At 67.2% G+C, this 18,008-nt stretch carries 18 protein-coding genes; 9 read left to right on the plus strand and 9 right to left on the minus strand.

Annotation, left to right across the window (positions count from 1 at the left end):
* The first annotated feature begins 9 nt into the window (after positions 1 to 9).
* A complete protein-coding gene (gene prpF / locus ACVK00_RS06020; RefSeq protein ID WP_175677683.1) occupies positions 10 to 1,200 on the plus strand; it encodes a 2-methylaconitate cis-trans isomerase PrpF in 1,191 nt (396 codons plus the stop codon).
* A 66-nt stretch (positions 1,201 to 1,266) separates the two neighbouring features.
* On the opposite strand, the gene ACVK00_RS06025 is transcribed toward prpF, so the two are convergent.
* The 7 genes from ACVK00_RS06025 to ACVK00_RS06055 all read right to left on the minus strand — a co-directional run bounded on the left by ACVK00_RS06025 (position 1,267) and on the right by ACVK00_RS06055 (position 8,759).
* Positions 1,267 to 2,205 (minus strand): alpha/beta hydrolase, encoded by a 939-nt coding sequence (locus tag ACVK00_RS06025; RefSeq protein ID WP_284893413.1) that lies wholly within the window; start codon positions 2,203 to 2,205, stop codon positions 1,267 to 1,269.
* A 47-nt stretch (positions 2,206 to 2,252) separates the two neighbouring features.
* Positions 2,253 to 3,407, minus strand: a complete 1,155-nt coding sequence (locus ACVK00_RS06030) for an acyl-CoA dehydrogenase family protein (protein WP_284893416.1) — start codon at positions 3,405 to 3,407, stop codon at positions 2,253 to 2,255.
* 37 nt (positions 3,408 to 3,444) lie between these two features.
* A complete protein-coding gene (locus ACVK00_RS06035) occupies positions 3,445 to 4,767 on the minus strand; it encodes an MFS transporter (RefSeq protein ID WP_284893419.1) in 1,323 nt (440 codons plus the stop codon).
* A gap of 10 nt (positions 4,768 to 4,777) precedes the next feature.
* On the minus strand, positions 4,778 to 5,830 hold the full coding sequence (locus tag ACVK00_RS06040) for a porin (protein WP_284893422.1): 1,053 nt from the start codon (positions 5,828 to 5,830) through the stop codon (positions 4,778 to 4,780).
* Between the two features lie 58 nt (positions 5,831 to 5,888).
* Positions 5,889 to 6,689, minus strand: coding sequence for an enoyl-CoA hydratase/isomerase family protein (locus tag ACVK00_RS06045; RefSeq protein ID WP_228908585.1), 801 nt, complete (start codon positions 6,687 to 6,689; stop codon positions 5,889 to 5,891).
* Positions 6,686 to 7,906: a CaiB/BaiF CoA transferase family protein gene (locus ACVK00_RS06050; RefSeq protein ID WP_284893425.1), complete on the minus strand. Its 1,221-nt coding sequence runs from the start codon at positions 7,904 to 7,906 to the stop codon at positions 6,686 to 6,688. The genes ACVK00_RS06045 and ACVK00_RS06050 overlap by 4 nt, the downstream gene beginning before the upstream one ends.
* Before the next feature lie 70 nt (positions 7,907 to 7,976).
* Complete coding sequence (locus ACVK00_RS06055) at positions 7,977 to 8,759, minus strand: crotonase/enoyl-CoA hydratase family protein (RefSeq protein WP_284893428.1); 783 nt, start codon at positions 8,757 to 8,759, stop codon at positions 7,977 to 7,979.
* Between the two features lie 135 nt (positions 8,760 to 8,894).
* Here ACVK00_RS06055 and ACVK00_RS06060 point away from each other — a divergent pair, with 135 nt between their 5' ends.
* From ACVK00_RS06060 to ACVK00_RS06085, 6 genes are all read left to right on the plus strand, one after another.
* Positions 8,895 to 9,659, plus strand: a complete 765-nt coding sequence (locus ACVK00_RS06060; protein ID WP_228908582.1) for an IclR family transcriptional regulator — start codon at positions 8,895 to 8,897, stop codon at positions 9,657 to 9,659.
* Between the two features lie 189 nt (positions 9,660 to 9,848).
* Positions 9,849 to 10,898 (plus strand): CaiB/BaiF CoA transferase family protein, encoded by a 1,050-nt coding sequence (locus tag ACVK00_RS06065; protein ID WP_284893433.1) that lies wholly within the window; start codon positions 9,849 to 9,851, stop codon positions 10,896 to 10,898.
* 267 nt (positions 10,899 to 11,165) lie between these two features.
* Positions 11,166 to 11,843: a PAAR domain-containing protein gene (locus tag ACVK00_RS06070; RefSeq protein ID WP_284893436.1), complete on the plus strand. Its 678-nt coding sequence runs from the start codon at positions 11,166 to 11,168 to the stop codon at positions 11,841 to 11,843.
* Complete coding sequence (locus tag ACVK00_RS06075) at positions 11,840 to 12,400, plus strand: PAAR domain-containing protein (protein WP_228908579.1); 561 nt, start codon at positions 11,840 to 11,842, stop codon at positions 12,398 to 12,400. The genes ACVK00_RS06070 and ACVK00_RS06075 overlap by 4 nt, the downstream gene beginning before the upstream one ends.
* A complete protein-coding gene (locus ACVK00_RS06080; RefSeq protein WP_284893438.1) occupies positions 12,397 to 13,011 on the plus strand; it encodes a hypothetical protein in 615 nt (204 codons plus the stop codon). The genes ACVK00_RS06075 and ACVK00_RS06080 overlap by 4 nt, the downstream gene beginning before the upstream one ends.
* Complete coding sequence (locus ACVK00_RS06085) at positions 13,008 to 13,712, plus strand: hypothetical protein (RefSeq protein ID WP_228908577.1); 705 nt, start codon at positions 13,008 to 13,010, stop codon at positions 13,710 to 13,712. The genes ACVK00_RS06080 and ACVK00_RS06085 overlap by 4 nt, the downstream gene beginning before the upstream one ends.
* A gap of 32 nt (positions 13,713 to 13,744) precedes the next feature.
* On the opposite strand, the gene ACVK00_RS06090 is transcribed toward ACVK00_RS06085, so the two are convergent.
* Positions 13,745 to 14,188: a PaaI family thioesterase gene (locus tag ACVK00_RS06090; RefSeq protein WP_228908576.1), complete on the minus strand. Its 444-nt coding sequence runs from the start codon at positions 14,186 to 14,188 to the stop codon at positions 13,745 to 13,747.
* Positions 14,189 to 14,448: 260 nt separating this feature from the next.
* Between ACVK00_RS06090 and ACVK00_RS06095 the strand changes: the two genes are divergently transcribed.
* Positions 14,449 to 16,074, plus strand: coding sequence for a methyl-accepting chemotaxis protein (locus ACVK00_RS06095; protein ID WP_284893443.1), 1,626 nt, complete (start codon positions 14,449 to 14,451; stop codon positions 16,072 to 16,074).
* On the opposite strand, the gene ACVK00_RS06100 is transcribed toward ACVK00_RS06095, so the two are convergent.
* Positions 16,047 to 17,156, minus strand: a complete 1,110-nt coding sequence (locus ACVK00_RS06100; protein ID WP_166725737.1) for an AGE family epimerase/isomerase — start codon at positions 17,154 to 17,156, stop codon at positions 16,047 to 16,049. The genes ACVK00_RS06095 and ACVK00_RS06100 overlap by 28 nt on opposite strands.
* 111 nt (positions 17,157 to 17,267) lie before the next feature.
* On the opposite strand from ACVK00_RS06100, the gene ACVK00_RS06105 reads away from it, so the two are divergent.
* Positions 17,268 to 17,966 carry an MgtC/SapB family protein gene (locus ACVK00_RS06105; RefSeq protein WP_284893447.1) on the plus strand — a complete coding sequence of 233 codons (699 nt, stop codon included), beginning with the start codon at positions 17,268 to 17,270 and terminating at the stop codon, positions 17,964 to 17,966.
* Positions 17,967 to 18,008 lie beyond the last annotated feature (42 nt).

Consider the following 18,008-nt stretch of genomic DNA (forward strand, 5'->3'; position numbering starts at 1 on the left):
AACGCAAACATGGCTCACATTCCGCAAATCAGGATTCCGGCGACCTATATCCGCGGCGGCACCAGCAAGGGCGTGTTCTTCCGGCTGCAGGATCTGCCGGATGCCGCGCAGACGCCGGGCGCCGCGCGCGACGCGCTGCTGCTGCGCGTGATCGGCAGCCCCGATCCGTACGGCAAGCAGATCGACGGGATGGGCGGCGCGACGTCGTCCACCAGCAAGACGGTGATCGTGTCGAAGAGCACGCGGCCCGGTCACGACGTCGACTACCTGTTCGGGCAGGTCGCGATCGACAAGGCGTTCGTCGACTGGACCGGCAACTGCGGCAACCTGTCGGCGGCGGTCGGCCCGTTCGCGATCGGCGGCGGCCTCGTCGATGCATCGCGCGTGCCGCGCGACGGCGTCGCGACCGTGCGGATCTGGCAGGCGAACATCGGCAAGACGATCGTTGCGCACGTGCCGATCACGAACGGCGCGGTGCAGGAGACGGGCGACTTCGAGCTGGACGGCGTCACCTTCCCGGCCGCCGAAGTGCAGCTCGAGTTCATGAACCCGGCCGCCGAGGAAGAAGGCGCGGGCGGCTCGATGTTCCCGACCGGCAACCTCGTCGACGACCTGGCCGTGCCGGGCATCGGCACGCTGAGGGCGACGATGATCAACGCGGGGATTCCGACCATCTTCGTCGAGGCCGAAGCGATCGGCTATACGGGCACGGAGCTGCAGGACGCGATCAATGGCGACCCGAAGGCGCTCGAGAAGTTCGAGACGATCCGCGCGCACGGCGCGTTGCGCATGGGCCTGATCGACACGCTCGACGAGATCGCGACGCGCCAGCACACGCCGAAGGTCGCGTTCGTCGCGAAGCCGGCCGACTATGTCGCGTCGAGCGGCAAGCGCGTGAATGCGGGCGACGTCGACCTGCTGGTGCGGGCGATGTCGATGGGCAAGCTGCACCACGCGATGATGGGCACGGCGGCGGTCGCGATCGGCACGGCCGCGGCGATTCCCGGCACGCTGGTGAATCTCGCGGCGGGCGGCGGTGCGCGCAACGCGGTGCGCTTCGGGCATCCGTCGGGCACGCTGCGCGTCGGCGCGGAAGCGCAGCTCGAAAACGGCGAGTGGACCGTCACGAAGGCGATCATGAGCCGCAGCGCGCGCGTGCTGATGGAAGGCTGGGTGAGGGTGCCGGGCGACGCGTTCTGATCGTACCGGTCGTCGTTCCGACGGCAGCAAGGGCGGCTTCGGCCGCCCTTGTCGTTTCGGTTCGGCTCAGCCGTGCAGGAAGCGCTGCAGCGCTTCGTGGCTGATGCGGCGTGCGGCGGTCGACACGCGCGCATCGGGCACGATGTCGAAGCCGTGCACGCCGCCCGCGAAGACGTGCAGTTCGGTCGGCACGCCGGCGCGGATGAGCCGCTGCGCGTAGTCGATGTTCTCGTCGACGAACAGGTCGACCGCGCCGACCGCGATGAACGCAGGCGGCAACCCTTCCATTCGTTCCGCGCGGGCGGCGGCCGCATAGGGCGACACGTCGTCGCTGCCCGGCGCGTGGCCGAGCAGCGACGTCCATGCGAAGCGGTTGTTGGCCGCATGCCAGACGAATTCGCCGGCATGCGGATGCGGCGCTCGCACGCAGGTTCGGTCGTCGAGCATCGGATACATCAGGTGCTGGAAGGCCAGCGGGTATTCGTCGCGGTCGCGCGCCAGCAGCGCCAGCGCGGCCGCTAGACCGCCGCCCGCGCTTTCGCCCATCACGCCGATGCGCGCCGGATCGATGCCGAGCGCGTCTGCGTGGCGGAAGGTCCAGGCAAGCGCCGCGTAGCAGTCGTCGATCGCGCCGGGAAACGGTGTCTCGGGCGCGAGGCGGTAGTCGATCGAGACCAGCGCGCACTCGAGCGCCTTCACCAGCGGGCGATGCACGGCTTCGAGATCCTTCGCGGCCCCACGCACGTAGCCGCCGCCGTGCATGTGCGCGATCGCCGGCAGCGGGCGCGTCGCGTCGTCGGGCAGGTACACGCGAACCGGCACGTCGGGTGTGCCGCCGGGGCGTGGCACGCGCCGATGCTGGAGCGTATTGCCGACCGTGTCGATCGGCGGCAGCGGAAGATTGCGTTCGCGATGCCGTGCGAGGTTGTCGGCGCCGAGCGTGACGGTGGGCCAGATGTCCAGCCAGGGACGGATGTCGGGATCGACGAGATGACGTGTATCCAAGATGCGGCTCCGTGGTGAAAACGGCGCAACGCGCGCCGACCATGGCGTCACAGCGCGCTGCGCGCGACGACCCATCGATGCACCTCGCTCGGGCCTTCGAAAATGCGCATCAGCCGCGCTTCGTTCGCCATCTGATGCAGCGGCAGCTCCTTCGTCATGCCCATCGCGCCGAGCGTCTGCATCGCATGATCGATGACGCTCCACGCCATCTCGGTCGCGAACACCTTGACCATCGAGATCTGCGTGCGCGCATCCTGTCCGGCATCGACCCGCGCGGCCGCTTCGTAGGTCATCAGCCGGCACGCGTGGATCTGCGTCAGCGCGTCGGCGACCCACCACTGGATCGCCTGGCGTTCGGCGAGCGGCACGCCGAAGGTCTTGCGCTGTTTCGCATGGTTGCACAGCAGCGCGACCGCGCGTTCGGCGCGGCCGATGCACCATGCGGCCATCTCCAGCCGCCGGTTCGAGAGGCGCGCCTGCATCGGCGCAAAACCGGCGCCTTCCCGGCCCAGCAGTTGTGAGGCAGGGATGCGGCAATTCTCCAGCACGATTTCGTAGGTCGACAGTCCGCCGATCATCGGAATGCGGCGTTCGATGACGAAACCCGGCGTGTCGCGCTCCACGATGAACGCCGATATGCCGCCGCGCTTGCCCTTGTTCCGGTCGGTCAGTGCCATCACGATCGTCCAGTCGGCTTCGCGTGCATGGCTGATCCAGATTTTCCGGCCGTTCAGCACCCATGCGCCGCCGTCGCGGACGGCCGTCGTCGACAACGCGCCTGGATCCGAACCGGCACCCGGCTCGGAAATCGCCATCGCGGAGCGCGTGACGCCGCGTGCGTACGGTTCCAGGTAGCGTGTGCGCTGCGCATCGTCGGCCGCGTCGCACAGCATTCGCAGGTTCGGTGAATCGGGCGGCAGGATGTACGGTGTCACGGTCGTGCCGATCGCTTCGTTCACGCCGACCATCGCGACGGCCGGCAGGTCCGAGCCCCCGGCATCGACGGGCGCGTCGAGTCCCCATAGACCGAGTTGCCGCGAGCGCTCGTCGAGCCGCGCGCGTTCGTCGGGGAGCAGCGTGAAGCGCTGGCCGTCAGCCTCGCGCGCCATCACGGCCGCTTCAAGCGGCATCAGTTCGTCCGTCACGAAGCGTGCGACGAGATCCTTGATCATCCGGTGGTCGAGATCGAGTTCGAAATTCATGAGTCTGTCGATGAAGGTGTGAAGGGAAGGCGCGCGCTCAGACCGCGCGCGCCGGGGATGCCGACCGGGCCCGCAGCGTGCCGAGGAGCGCCACGCAGCCGGCCGCGAGCAGCGCGGCGTTGAAATAGAGGCCGCCGCGCATCGAGCCGGTGGCGGTGTTCAACACGCCCATCAGGAACGGGCTCGCAAATCCGCCGATCGCGCCGGACATCGTGATCGCCGCGATCGCGACCGCCATCGAACGCTTCGGCAGCGCGAGCCCCGGCAGCACCCAGAACGCGGGCAGTGCCGCCGCGTGCGCGGCGACCGCGACGCAGAGCGCGATCGTCAGGTTCACGGTGCCGTCGACGCACCCCAGCACGACGAGCGCTGCCGCGCACGCGAGCATCGCGGTCGAGCCGTGTTCGCGCCATGCCTGCCGGCGTTCGGCGTACCAGCCCATCCCGAGCATGCCGACGAGGCCGCACAGGTAGGGCAGCGCGGACAGCAGGCCGATCTGCATCGCGCCGTGCAGGCCGCCGCGGTGCAGGATCACGGGCATCCAGAACACGAGCGCGTAGCCGGCTGCGGCGATCGCGAAATTGGCCGCGCACAGCAGCCAGAAGTCGCGGTGGGCGAGCAACGGTCGTGTCGGGGTCGCGCCGTTGTCGGCGCCGGCATCGGCAAGCGCGTGTGCATCGCGCAGCGCGGCCTTGTCGGCGTCCGACAGCCAGCGTGCGTCGTCCGGCCGATCGTCGAGAAACCGCAGCGCGACGAAGCCGAGCGCGCTGCTCGGCAGCCCTTCGACGACGAACAGCCATTGCCAGCCGCTCAGGCCGGCGACCCCGTCGAAGTACGTGAGGATCGCGCCCGACACCGGGCCGGCGATCAGCCCCGCGAGATACAGCGCGGTCATGAAGAGCGCGAACGCCTTCGCGCGCTGCCTGGGTGGATACCACGCGCCGAGATAGAACAGGATGCCGGGGAAGAAGCCGGCCTCGAACACGCCGAGCAGGAATCGGCACACGTAGAACTGCGCGGGTGTCGCGACGAACATCGTCGCGGCCGAGCCGAGCCCCCACAGCACCATGATTCGCGCGATCGTCCGGCGCGCGCCGATCCGCGCGAGCAGCGCATTGCTCGGAATCTCGAGGGCCATGTATCCGATGAAGAAGATGCCCGCGCCGAGCCCGTAGACGGCGTCGGAGAAGCGCAGCTCGGCGGCCATCTGCGCGTGCGCGAAGCCGATGTTGATCCGGTCGATGAACGATAGCGTGTAGCAGAGGATCAGGAACGGCAGCAGGCGCCGCGAGATCCGGCGATAGAGCGCCGGCATCGCGTCGTCGCGAACGCCGGCCGGGGTGGACAGGGTCGGGGTCATGAGCACTCCGTCAGAAGCGGTGAGTGATGCCGAGCGCCAGCACCTGCTCGGTGCCGCCCGGTTGCGGTTGCACGCCGGCGACCACCGTGTTGCGTGCGTCGCCGCCGTTCTTCAGGTACAGATAGCGGGCGTACACGGAGGTGCGCTTCGACAGCGGGTGGTCGTAGCCGACGCCGAAGGCGGTCGCGTCGTTCGCCGAGCCCTTCACGTCACGGCGCACGATCGACACCAGCACACGGTCGAGCGCGCCGACGTTGATCGCCGCACCGACGCTCGCCGTCGAGAACGCGGGCAGGCCGTGCGCCGTGCTGGCGCCGTAGAGGAATGCGCCGTACAGCTTGACCCGCGCGAATGCGTAATTGGCGCCGAACACGTAGTGGTGGGTGGTCGTCGGTTGAACGACGGGGGCAAGGTTGCCGGTCGATACGTCGCCCTGAAAACCCGCGCCGACATAAAGGCCGCCGATCCGGTACTGGAGTCCCGCGCCGTAGTTGCGGCCGGCCTGCGTGGACAGCGCGTTCGGCGTCGGAAAGCCGTAGGTAGCCATCATGCGCAGGCCGTTCCAGTCCGGACCGAGATACGACGCCGCCTGGTTGAAGCGCGCAATCGGCGGCGTCGTGTTCGTCGTGATCGTGTCCGTCGACGTCGCGAGCAGCGCGAGCGGCGACATGCGCTCGTTCAGGCCGAACGGATCGCCGTCGTACACGATGTAGAACGCCGGTGTGTATTGCCGGCCGAGCCGCAGGTCGCCGTAGCGCGTGTCCTGCAGCGCCACGTAAGCCTGCCGGTAGAACAGCGTGCCGCCCTGGAACGATCCGTCGGCCGGCGAGAAGCCGCTTTCCAGCACGAACTTCGTCGAGGTCCCGCCGCCGAGATCCTCGACGCCGGTCAGCCCGATGCGGCTCGTCGATCCGCCGCCGCCGCTCTGCCGGAAGCTCGACAGGCTGCCGATGCGATCGAACTCGACGTAGCTGTCGACGATCCCGTACAGCGTGACCGACGACCCGTGCGCATGCGTCGTGCTCAGCACGCACGCACCGATCAGGAGTGCTTTCCGTTGCATGAATGTGTCTCCGTTCCATGTTTTTTATGTGTCGCGCCCGCGTTCGGGGCAGCGGGGCTCAGCGTCCCTTGAACACCGGCTTGCGTTTCTCGAGAAATGCGCGCGCGCCTTCGACCCGGTCTTCGCTCGCGTAGACGTCGGGGCCGACGTCGAGCCGCAGCGCCGCAGCAACCGGCAGGCCCCAACTGCGCGTTGCCGTCTCCTTGATGCGGCGGATCGTCAGCGGCGCGTTCGCGGCGATCGACCGCGCCAGTTCGCGCACGGTGTCGTCGAGCGCGGCGCCGGGGACGATGTGGTTCAGCAGCCCGATGCGCCGTGCTTCGTCCGCGTCGATGCGGCGGCCCGTGAACAGCAACTCCATCGCAACCGCGCGTGGCAGCATGCGCGGCAGCAGCACGCTCGCGAAGTTCGCGCCCATTCCGACGCGTGATTCGGGCAGCGCGAAATACGCGTGCTCGGCGGCGATCCGCAGGTCGCATGCAAGCGCGATTTCGAAGCCGCCGCCGATCGCGTAGCCGTTGATCGCCGCGATGGTCGGCTTGCGCAGTTCGAGGATCAGCTCGTGCACATTGCGTGCAAGCCCGCGCATCGGCCGCATGCCGCGGATCTCGGGATCGCCGAGATCGACGCCCGCGCTGAAAGCCCGGTCGCCCGCGCCGCGGATCACGATCGCGTGAACCGCGGGGTTGTCGTCGAGCGTGACGAGTTCGTCGCACAGCCGCCGGATCGCGTCGGCGGACAGCGTATTGGCGACATGCGGGCGATGGATCGTCAGCCACGCGATGCCGTCGTCGTCGGTGCGCAGGACCGACGGGGCGTCGTCGCCGGTCAGGGAGGAGAACGTGCGCGGCGCGGTCATGACGCGCTCCCGGTGGTGCCTGCGCGCTCGTCGTGGACGACGCCGGCCTGCCGCAGCGCATCGCGGCGGGCCGCGTCGAGGCCGAGCGCGTCGAGCAAGGCATCGGTGTCGGCCGCGAATGGCCGCGGCGGCCGGCGGATCGAGCCGGGCGTGCGCGACAGCCTGGCCGGGATTCCCGCGCCGGTATAGGTGTCTGTTTTGACGAGCATCCCGTTGCGGGCCGCCTGCGGATGGCCGAACCCGTCCGCGATGGTATTGACGGGCCCCGTCGCGACGCCGGCCCGCATCAGCCGGTCGACGACATCGTCGGCGAGCCGCTCGCCAGTCAATTGCCCGATCAGCGTATCGAGCGCGTCGCGGTGCGCGACACGCTGCGCGTTTGTCGCGAAGCGCGGATCGCGCGCAAGCTCGGGCACGCCGAGCGCTTCGACCATCTTCGCGAACGTGCGGTTGTTGCCCGCGCCCGTTGCCACCGGCTTGTCCTTGCACGGATAGACGCCGTACGGCGCGATCGCGGCGTAGACGTTGCCCGTTGCAACAGGCACGTCGCCGGTCGCCATCCAGCTCGTGCTGAGCGGATGCAGCATCGACAGCGCGGTGCTGAACAGGTCGATGTCGACGTGCTGCCCGAGGCCGGAGCGCGTGCGCTCCACCAGCGCGAGCAGGATGCTCGACACCGCATTCAGCCCGGCTGCGTGATCGACGACCGGAAACGGTACCTTCAGCGGCATGCCGCCCGGTTCGCCGTTGATCGACATGAAACCGGCCAGCCCTTGCGCGACGGCGTCGTAGCCCGGAAACCGCGCGAGCGGGCCGTCGGTGCCGTAGCCGGAGATCGAGCAGTGGACGAGGCGCGGAAACCGTTCGCGCAGGCAGTCGTCGTAACCGATGCCCCAACGTTCGAGCGTCCCCTGCTTGAAGTTGTCGACCAGCACGTCGGCCGTCTCGAGCAGGCGGAACAGCACGTCGCGTCCGTCGGGATGCGACAGGTCGAGCGCGAGGTTGCGCTTGTTGCGGTTGAGCCCCCAGTAGTAGCTGGAGATGCCGCCCGGCATCGCGGGGCCCCAGTCGCGGGTTTCGTCGCCTTGCGGCGGTTCGATCTTGATGACGTCCGCACCGTGGTCGGCGAGCGTCTGCGCGCAGAACGGGCCGGCATAGACGCGGCTGAGGTCCACCACGCGTACGCCCGCGAGCGCACCTTCGCTGTTGATGATCATGACGATGTTTCCTTCGATGGTCGGTGATGTCGGCGTTCGCCGGCCGAGTGCCGGGCGAGGCTCGGCGGGTTCAGTCGCGTGCGGCGAACAGCGCCGCGACCGCCGCGCGGTGGTCGGGCGTCGCGTGCGCGAATGCCTGGTACGACGCGGACAGGTCGAGCAGCGTGTCGAGGCTCGCGTGCCGGCCTTCGCGCAGCAGTCGCTTGGTCAGGCGCAGCGCGGTGCCCGGATGGCGCGCGATGCGCCCGGCGAGCGCGTGCGCGTGCGCAAGCAGTTCGCCGTCGGGGACGACGCGCGACACCAGCCCGTGACGCAGCGCCGTTTGCGCATCGACCGGGTCGCCCGTGAACGACATCTCGGCCGCGAAGGCCGCGCCGACGATCTGCGGCAGGAACCACGCACCGCCGTCGCCCGGCACGAGGCCGAGCGTGATGAAGCTTTCCGCGAAGCGCGCGCCGTCGGCGGCGATGCGGATGTCGCACATGCACGCGAGGTCGGTACCGGCGCCAATGGCCGGCCCGTTGATTGCCGCGATGGCCGGTACTTCGAGTTGCTGGAACGCATGCGCGAGGCGCTGGATGCCGCGGCGATAGCTGGTCCGGATCGCCGCGAGGTCGTGCAGGTCCGACTCGGCGAGCGCGCGCATCGCTTTCACGTTACCGCCCGACGAGAACACGGCGCCGGCACCCGTCAGGACCAGCACGCGGATCGATTCGTCGCGGTTCGCTTCGTCGCAGCAGGCGACCAGTGCGTCGATCGCATCGTTATCCGAAATGGCGTTGCGCGTTTCGGGACGGTTCATCGTGACGGTCAGGATCGCTCCCTGCCGTTCACGGATCAGAAAGGCTGACATGGTGTCTCCGTATGTTTTCTACCGCGGGACTTCACGCCGCGGGCCGAAGCCTAGTATCGTCACGACGGTCGGCGGCGGGAAATCCTGTTCCACATATGTGGAAGGGCCTGCCGCGACGGGTGCGGAGAGGGCGGGATGAGCGGAAACGTGGTCAAGAGCGCGGCGCGCGTGTTCGAGGTGCTGGAGCTGTTCAGCGAGTTGCAGCGGCCACTGAGCGTGCGCGAGATCGCCACGCGCTGCCGCTATCCCGGTTCCAGCGCGGCGGCGTTGCTGACCAGCATGAAGATGCTCGGCTACCTGGCGTACGACGAGCGGACGCACGCGTATGCGCCGACGGCGCGGCTCGTCAATCTCGGCGAGGCACTCGTCGATTCTGCGGCGGGCAGCCGCCGGTACTGGCACACGGTAGCGAAACGGCTGGCGGCCGGCACGCAGGAGGCTGTTGTGATCGCGGTGCAGAGCGACCTGTACGTGCAGTACATCGACGCCGTCGCGGGTGCCCACCGGATTCCGATCCAGTTCTATGCGCCGATCGGCACGCGCCGCGAGATCTGCATGTCGGGGCTCGGCTGGGCGTTGCTGAGTCTTCAGCCGGACAGCACGATTCGCCGGCTCGTGTCGCGCAGCATCCGGCGGCTCGGGAAGTCGGGCAGGACGATCGATGAGGACGTCGTGCTGGACAAGGTCGAGGAGACGCGTCGGCTCGGCTATTCGTATTCGGCGCATACGGTAACGCAGGGTGCAGCGATGATCTCGATGGTGATCGCCGACGGCTGGAACGGCATGCCGCTTGCGATCGGCGTCGCCGGACCGGTCGAGCGAATCGACGAACATCGCGACGCGATCGTGCTCGCGATGCGCGACGCGCTCGCCGGGCGCATGGATGAGGCGGGCGGCTAGTCGTTTGGCGGCGTGTCCGCATGCGACGGCTTCTGCCGGCATCCGGCGGAGGATGCCGGGTTTTCATCCGTGCCGACGCAACCTTCGCGTCTCGCCCGGCTCGCCATCGGCGGCGCGAACGGCGCGCACGTTCGCATAGAATCGGAGCGTTGTTTCGCTCCTGTCCGGTTGCATTCCAGCGAGGTCGCCATGTCATTGAACGCGCCGCTTTCCGGCGTCCATATCGTCGAATTCGAAGGTCTCGGCCCCGGCCCGCTCGCGGGCTGGATGCTCGCCGGAATGGGCGCGCGCATCACGCTGATCGCGCGCCCGGCCGGCCGCACGAGTGCGCCGGACGCGTTGCAGGGTCGCGACGGCGACCTGCTGCGCGAAGGCAAGACGATCGTCGCGCTCGATCTGAAGACACCGGACGGCCGCGATGCGGCGCTCGCGCTGATCGCTCAGGCCGATGCGCTGATCGAGGGGCTGCGACCGGGCGTGATGGAGCGTCTCGGCCTCGGGCCGGACGCTTGTGCACGCCGCAATCCGAAGCTCGTGTACGGACGGATGACGGGCTGGGGCCAGGACGGGCCGCTCGCGACGGCCGCCGGGCACGACCTGAACTACGTCGCGCTGACGGGGCTGCTGTCGCTGTCCGCGCCGCGTGACGGCCGGCCCGGGGTGCCGCCGACCGTCGTCGGCGATGCGGGCGGCGCGCTCGGGCTCGCGTTCGGGATCGTCTGCGCACTGTTCGACGTGCGCGGCGGCGGCCCGGGGCGCGTGGTCGACGGTGCGATCGTCGATATCGTGTCGATGCTCGGTTCGCTCGCGCTGTGGGCGCGCGCGAACGGCCAGCTCGACGGTGCGCAGCCAAGCCTCTTCCATGACGCGCCGTTCTACGACGTATATCGCTGCGCGGACGGCGAATGCGTGACGATCGGCGCGCTCGAGCCGCCGTTCTATGCGCTGCTGGTCGAGCGGCTCGGGCTGGCCGACGTCGATCCGGCGTCGCAGTACGACCGCGCGCGCTGGCCGGCGCTGAAGGCGCGTTTCGCCGAGGTATTCGCGCAGCAGCCGTCCGCGCACTGGCGCGCGTTGCTCGAAGGCAGCGACGCATGCTTTGCGCCGGTGCTGAGCGTGGCCGAAGCGGTGGCGCACCCGCACAATGCGGCGCGCGGGATTTATCGCGTCGACGGGAACGGCAATGTTCGGGCACGCGTGGCGCCGCGATTTTTGCCGCTGATGGGCGACGAAGCCTAGGCGCATTCCGAAGTCGGATGTGTCTCCGGAGCATGTACGCTAGGCTTATCTCGAATCGGCGGCGCGCGGAACCGGACGCGCGCCCAAGCCCGAGCATGCCGTCGACGGACAAGATGACGGCTGTCGGCCGAATCGCGATATAAAGACAGAGAAAGTAATTCTCACTATTGATAGTGATTTCGAATTCGTCTGATTGTTTTTCCTTTCTCGGCTACGCACATTATGTGCTGAGCAATCCTTATTCAATTGTCGAGAAAGGAAATTCGGATGAAGAACGAGCAGAGCGAGCCGACTCATCTTTTCGCCACTATCGGCGCGCTCACCGAGCGCGGCGGTCGTGTGACCCAAGCGACCAGCAGTCTGGCCGTCGCCGGCCTTGCTGTTGCCCGTGTTGGCGATGTCGTGACATACGATGATGGCAGTGAGGCCGTCATTACCGATGGTGCGGGCAATTATGCGGTCTGCCGTGACAAGCCATTTGCACTTGTCGGTAGCCGGTTGAGTAACGGCGATCGTATCGTCGAAACGCTTCAGCTGTTGTGGGGCATTCATGTCCTCGCGGGCGAGACAGTCGACGGATTGTTCGATCCGGCTTACGTGCCTCCGCCTGCGCCGTCACGCTACCGGCTCGCAGTGCGAGGAGCAACGACTGCGCGAGGTGGCGTACTGCGAAATGTTACCGGAGCATGGGATACCGGTATCCGGCTTGGCAACGCTGGTGTCGTTGGCAACCAGGTCCACTATGCAGATGGTTCGACCGCGCGAATCGTCAGCGGCCTCACGCTGGTGGATAACCGTGATTTCGAACCGCTGGCCTTCGTTGGAAGCGAACTCGATAACGGCGACACCATTACGGATAGCCCGGAACGCGAGGGTCTCGCATCCGCCTGTACCTTCACGCCGGTGAAGCGTTCGACCATGGCGCGCCAAGGCGATGTCGCATGATCCGTTTTTTTCTTGCGAAGGGCGATCGGGGTGGTAGCGCGACGATCACGGAAGGATTGGAACACGTTACGTGTTCCAATCCTCCACCGCGCGTGCATATCGCAACGCTCTACATGAAAACCTATTGCGAGGCCTGTAAGCAGGAAGGGTTTATCGCGCCGCGAGGTCCGCGCTGGCCTGGTACCGGTCCGAATGGCAAACCTTGGGCGCTGAGCGGCGACATCAATGTCTGTGGTTGTAATCCGCCACCCGTTTTTTATGCGGAGCGCGGCATGAGCATGTCATTTACGGCCATGGAAGCGGCAACGCTCGTTGCGCCGTACGCTGACACGCGTGGTCCCGCCAATGTAGGTGTAGATGAGGATCTCGAGCGCTACTTCGAAATCTGTGATGCGGTGACCGGTTCTCCGGTCGAGGGCATGATATACACGCTGTCAAGCGACGAGCAATTTCTCGTCCACGGCGCGGCACTAAGAGGAGGGAAGACTCGCGCGTTTTCGTTGAAGGAGCATCCGAATCTCGTCTTCGTGACATGGCGTGAGGGAGATGTGCGATGAGTAGCGCGATCGATCGAGACATGCGATTGCTTGCCGCAATTGCCTATGGGGAGGCGTCCACGGCGAATGACTCGGAGGAAATCGGCGGGATTGCGTTTGCCGTTGCAAATCGATGCCGCGCGTGGGGGAGAAAGACGGTCTCCGAACTACGTACAGCAGATCCGAATTATTCGTATGCGTGGGACGGCTCCAACGCGAGATTCAACAAACTGATGCGCGCCCCCGACAGTGAAATTGCATTGAACCCGGCGATGGCGCTTGCCGTTGACTGGGCCAGAAAAGCATTACTCGATGAGCGCCCCGATCCTTCAAACGGGGCATTCTGGTGGGATGGCCTGGACTTCAAAACCAATTACGGCAATCATCCCAAGGTTCGTGACGGGTTCAAATGGGGCTCGCAATCAAACAACATTTTCGGCGTGCCGGAGAAGCGGCGTGAGGTCATCGTTCGTTGGAAAATCCGTCATAAGAGAACCGGGAAAATCGTAGACGGTGGTGAACGAGGGCGCTACGACTCGGTATGGGTGTCGACGGCCGCGCACGGTAGTACGGTGTTTTGGCAGCACAATCCTGACTACCTGAAAGCGAGCGGGGGAAAAGCATACCGATGAAATCTGCAGTAATGGTGGCGGCAATCTTGGCAGCCTTCGCAAGCGGCGCCCGTGGCTCGACCACCTACAGTGGCTATGACGAGTTTTATGCGGTCCAATCGAGCGCAGCTTTTGGCGACCCGATCGAGCACGACGCAAGCGCTCTATATTCCTACCGCGGCGGGGATGTTTACCGAGATTTCGGCGTCGAGTTGGGCGGGAAGACGGTACACGTCGAAGTAGCGGGGAACCGCCTGACGATTGGCGGCCGAATCTATCGCTTTTCGAAAGCGACGGCTTTCCCGGGTGAGCGCCCGATTGAAATTTACCCTGACAGCGCTCGCGTGTTTTTTGCCAAGCGAATGCACCATCATCCGTCCGCTCTGTGCGTGGAAGGAGATGGCAGCGGGTCAGGTGAAGCTAACCGCCACCGGCAAATTTATCTGCTGATCGATCCGCTTGCACCGAAAAGAGACGTGACGTTTCTTCATTTGCCCAGCCTGCTTTCGTCCTGTCGGGCCGTATTGGCGACACAGGACGGGAAGCTTGCATTTCCGAAGAACAGCTATCTGTTCGATGGTGCGCAGGAGTCTCGTATTGGTCTTTTAATGTCGTACTACGTGTTTGAAAAGAGACGTTTTGTCCCCGCGCTGAACGACATTCGGCTTCGATTTGTGCGTCCCGACGTTCCTTTTCAATTTTCGGTTCAGGGCGCGGAATAGTCTCGCCGAAACAACTCAGCGGCGAACCAGACTCACGCCGTTTCCTCCGGCGAATCCGACATCTTGCCGTCACCGACGCGGTTGATCGTGCCTTGCGCGATCGCGACGAGCCGCTCGTGATCGCCGTCGATGACGAAGACGTGACACTGGCAGGTCGCCTGGTGCCGGCCCGCGTAGACGACCTTCGCGCGCGCGACGAGCGTGCCGTTCACGGCCGGCCGCAGGTAGTTGATCTTGTATTCGGCGGTGATCACGCGCGGGCCGAGCACGAGCGCGCCGGCGAACGTCAGCGCGTTGTCGGCGAGATAGCCGATCACGCCGCCGTGCACGAAGCCGTGCTGCTGGCGCAGTTCTTCCCGCACGGGCAGGCACAGCGACACCTCGTTGTCGCCGATATGCATCAGCTCCGTGCCCAGCAGCATGCTGAACGGTTGCGCGCGCAATGCGCCGCGCGCGTGGTCCGTGATGTCCGTCATCGACTTCCTCGCAATCCGTGTCCGCTTGCGCTGAACTCTAGGAAGGGGGCTGCGGATAAGCAAGGAAATTCGTCCACGTTTCTTGCGATTACCGGCGCGATGCGCCGGGATTATTGCGTCGAACGCGCGAGTCATGCTCGTTTGCCGGCGATTCGGCGGGAATGACGGAGATCGCCGGGCCGGGAGCCTAAAGTCCGACGAAGAAATGCCGCTAATGCCGGGGCATTGCTCCATCGTCGGCTCTCCAGGAATCTCCCCCCATGTTCGGAAAAATCAAGCTCGCGTCGGGTCTGCTCGGCGTGTTGACCGTGTTTTGCCTCTTTCTCGTCGCAATCGAGGCGCTCGGCTTCTGGGCGCTCGCGTCGACGCGCAGCGGCGTCGACGATCTGTCGAACGTCGCGATCGCGCAGGTCGACGCGGCCAGTCAGGCGACCGAGCGCCTGCTCGACGCGCGCGTGAACCTGTCGCGTGCCGGCACGCGGATGGTGCGCGGCGGCCCGAAACCCGACGACATCATCCGCCATGCGAGCGCTTCGCTCGCTGAAGCGGACAAGGCGTTCGCCGCGCTGACGGCCGCGCAGGCCGTCGACGCAACGAACCGCGCGCACGTCACGGCGCTCGCCGAGCGCTATCGCGCGCTGCGTGGCGCGCTGGGCGAACTCGTGCAGTTCCTCGACGCCGACAACATCCAGGCGTTCCTCGATCAGCCGACGCAACGCTTCCAGGACGCGTATCTCGCCGAACTGCACCGCTTCGCCGACTACGGCGGCGCGTCGAGCCGTGCCGCGCTCGACACGATCGACAGCGGGATGCAGTGGTTCAAGTGGGTCGGCATCGTGTTGCTGGTGGCGATGCTCGCGGCGAGCGCGGCCATTTACGCGGGCGCGCGGCGCGCGGTGGTCGCGCCGCTGGACGAAGCCGGCCGCCATTTCGAGCGGATCGCGCAGGGCCGGCTCGACGAAGCCGTGCGGGTGGCGGGCGTGTTCGAGATCGACCGGATGCTGCGCGGCCTCGCCGCGATGCAGGCGAGCATCGCGGACACCGTGCGCACCGTGCGTCACGCGTCCGACGCGATCCACCTCGGCGCGGGCGAGATCGCCGGCGGCAACGCGGACCTGTCCGCGCGCACGGGCACGCAGGCCGCGTCGCTCGAGGAAACCGCCGCGAGCATGGAGGAACTGACCGCGACCGTCCGCCAGAACACCGACAGTGCGCGTGCGGCCAGCGCACTGGCCGACGCGGCGCTCGACGCGACGCGCCACGGCGGCGGCGTGGTCGACAGCGTGATCGACCGGATGCGCGGCATCGCGCAGAGCTCGGGGCGGATCGCGGAGATCATTTCGGTGATCGACGGCATCGCGTTCCAGACCAACATCCTCGCGCTGAACGCGGCGGTCGAGGCCGCCCGTGCGGGCGAGCAGGGCCGCGGCTTCGCGGTGGTCGCGGGCGAAGTGCGCTCGCTCGCGCAGCGCAGCGCGCAATCGGCGAAGGAGATCAAGGCGCTGATCGAGGAGTCGGTCGCGCAGATCGACGGCGGCTCGGAACTCGTCGAGCGTGCCGGTGACGCGATGCGGACGGTATCGGCGTCGATCACGCGCGTCGTGCAGACGATGTCGGAGATCACGGCCGCGTCGGTCGAGCAGAGCGTCGGCATCGAGCAGGTGAACCAGGCCGTCACGCAGATGGACCAGTTGACGCAGCAAAACGCGGCACTGGTGGAGGAAGTCGCGGCGGCGGCCGCGTCGCTGAACGAGCAGACCGCGCACCTGATGCAGGCGGTGTCGGTGTTCGAGCTGGGCGACGCGCGCGCGACTCGCGGGGTTCGCGATGAGCGCGCGTCGTCGTTTGCCGACGCCGGTTACGAAGCGGCGGGCAGCGCCGCGTAAGCGGTCGCGAGGTGGTAGGGCGTCGTCGACGGCATGTCGGCGCGCGACACCTGCCCGTCGGCCGTCTTGCACTCGAACCAGCCGCGCGGATGCAGGAAGCGCGCGGCGAAGCGCTCGATCTGCTGCGCGAGCGGCGCGGAGGCCGGCGTGCCGCCGTGCGTCGCGAGCGCGCGCAGGTACTCGGTCTGCGCCCAGATTCGCTGCGTGCCGTCGATGCACGCGCCTTGCGCGTCGACGGCCGCGCACACGGCGCCCGTCTGCGGATCGATTCCGTGCTGCTCGGCGAACGCGAACGCGCGCGCGAGTGCGTCGGGAAGCCCGGTCTGCGCGAGCCGAGCGCCGGCTGCATCGACCAGATAGAACCATTCGAACTGGTGGCCGGGCTCGAAGCGGTTGTCGGGCGCCCCGAGCGGCAGCTCGGCGACGCAGCCGGTGGCCGGATCGACGAACGTGCGCTCGACGGCCTGCGCGGTGCGTGCGAGCGCATCGTTGAACGCCGCGTCGCCGAACGCATCGGCGGCCGCGAGCCATGCTTCGGTCAGGTGCATCAGCGGGTTCTGCAGCGCGCCGCCGCCCGATGACGAGAAATCGGCGTGGCGCGCGGCGTCGAGCAGCGCGTCGCCTGGCTGCGGCGCGAAGCGGTCCTGGATCAATGCGGCGGTGTCCTCGGCGACCGTGCGCGCCGCGGCGTCGCCCGACGCCGCATGCCATGCGGCGCACGCGAACACGACGAACGCGTGCGTATAGAGGTCCTTGGTCGTGTCGAGCGGCGCGCCTTGCGCGTCGACGCTGTAGAACCAGCCGCCGTGGCGCGGGTCGCGGAAGCGGCTGCACAGCGAGTCGAACAGCGTGGCCGCGTGCGCGGTGTTGCCGGCCTGCGCGAACACGAACAGTTGCCGCGCACATGCCATTGCGCGATAACGGGTGGCGGGCAGCGGGGCATGGGTGGCCGGATCGACGGCCTCGAACGGCAGCCGCAACGTGTGGTCGAACCCTGAACCCTGCCAGATCGGCAAGATGACGTGCGCAAAATGGTCGCGCAATCGGGCGGTCTGGGCGGAAGCGGAATCGGGAACGGACATGGCGGGATTGAGCGCTTGGATCGAATCGAGTCGGCGCGGCCCGGAGCGGCGCGGCCGGGCCCAAGGATAAACCATTCCGCGCGGCCGCCCCCAAAAAAGGAGATAAATCGGATGCTCGGCAACCTGGAACTCGTGATGCGGCTGGTTCTCGCGGCGGCGCTCGGCAGCGTCATCGGCTTCGAGCGTGAGCGCCTTTCGTGGGCGGCTGGCCTGCGCACGCACATGCTCGTCTGTGTTGGCTCGACGCTCATCATGATCGTGTCGGCGTTCGGTTTCGCCGACGTGCTTGGCACCAGCGACCACATCGTGCTCGACCCGTCGCGGATCGCCGCGCAGGTGGTGTCGGGCATCGGTTTCCTCGGCGCGGGCTCGATCCTGCTGCGCGGCGAGATCGTGCGCGGGCTGACGACAGCCGCGAGCCTGTGGTCGGTCGCCGCGATCGGCCTCGCGGTGGGCGGCGGCCTGTACGTCGCGTCGATCTCCGCGACGATCATCATCCTGATCATCCTGGCCGGCATCAAGCCGCTGGAGCGGCGCTACTTCACCGTGCGGCAGCGCCGCCAGTTCGCGCTGACGGTGGTGAGCGGCGCGCTGACGTTCGATTCGCTGCACGCGGCGCTCGGCCCCGACAGCGCGCGCGTGAAGCAATTCATCGTGCAGCGCGCCGACGACACCGGCGAGCACGACGAGGTGCGCATCGCGCTCGGCCGCGTGTCGGATCTCGAATACCGCGCGATCTGCGACAAGCTGCGCGCGCTGTCGTGCGTGACGCGATTCGACGAAGGCAACGGGTTGTCGGGCGACGAATAGACGGCATCCGATCGGCCGGATCGGCGATCGGTCATGCGACAA

This window comes from Burkholderia sp. PvR073 (assembly GCF_054055695.1).